Genomic DNA, 432 nt, shown 5'->3' on the forward strand with positions numbered 1-432 from the left:
CCTCTTCTATCTGTCCCCAAGGGAAGATATTAGAGTACGAAAACCCGACGCCGTGGTTCGAATCGTGGGTCTCCGAGAACGTGTCGTCGTTCTCGAGGCCGCGCCAGATGCGTCCGCGTGCCTTATGGAAATAAGACCGGTCGTAGGCCGCATCAGCAACGGCATCGAGCGCTAATTCTATACGCACGCCTCATATCACCCCTCTCAAAGTTGTGTGATCGTGTGCCACGAAAAACACTTCTCATTGTCAGTACTTGTAGCTAATCCAAAATATCACAATGTCTATCATGAATAGAACGATGGCGCGAAACTTCTCGCGTACGACTAACTTCTGGAGCGCGCGCGAGCGGTTGAGAACCGTCTGTGCTCACCCAGTTTGTCGCTTCGGCTGATGGGTGTCATGAGGTTTCCCTTGTCAATACTTGCTTCAAA

Annotated in this window: 1 pseudogene; it reads right to left on the reverse strand. The window is 51.4% G+C overall.

Features of this window, described 5'->3' with window-relative positions:
* Positions 1-187, reverse strand: a pseudogene (locus tag C5C07_RS20935) (CRISPR-associated protein Cas6); the annotation flags it as partial.
* Positions 188-432: the final 245 nt, after the last annotated feature.

It is taken from the genome of Haloferax sp. Atlit-4N (assembly GCF_003383025.1).
Classification (GTDB): domain Archaea; phylum Halobacteriota; class Halobacteria; order Halobacteriales; family Haloferacaceae; genus Haloferax; species Haloferax gibbonsii.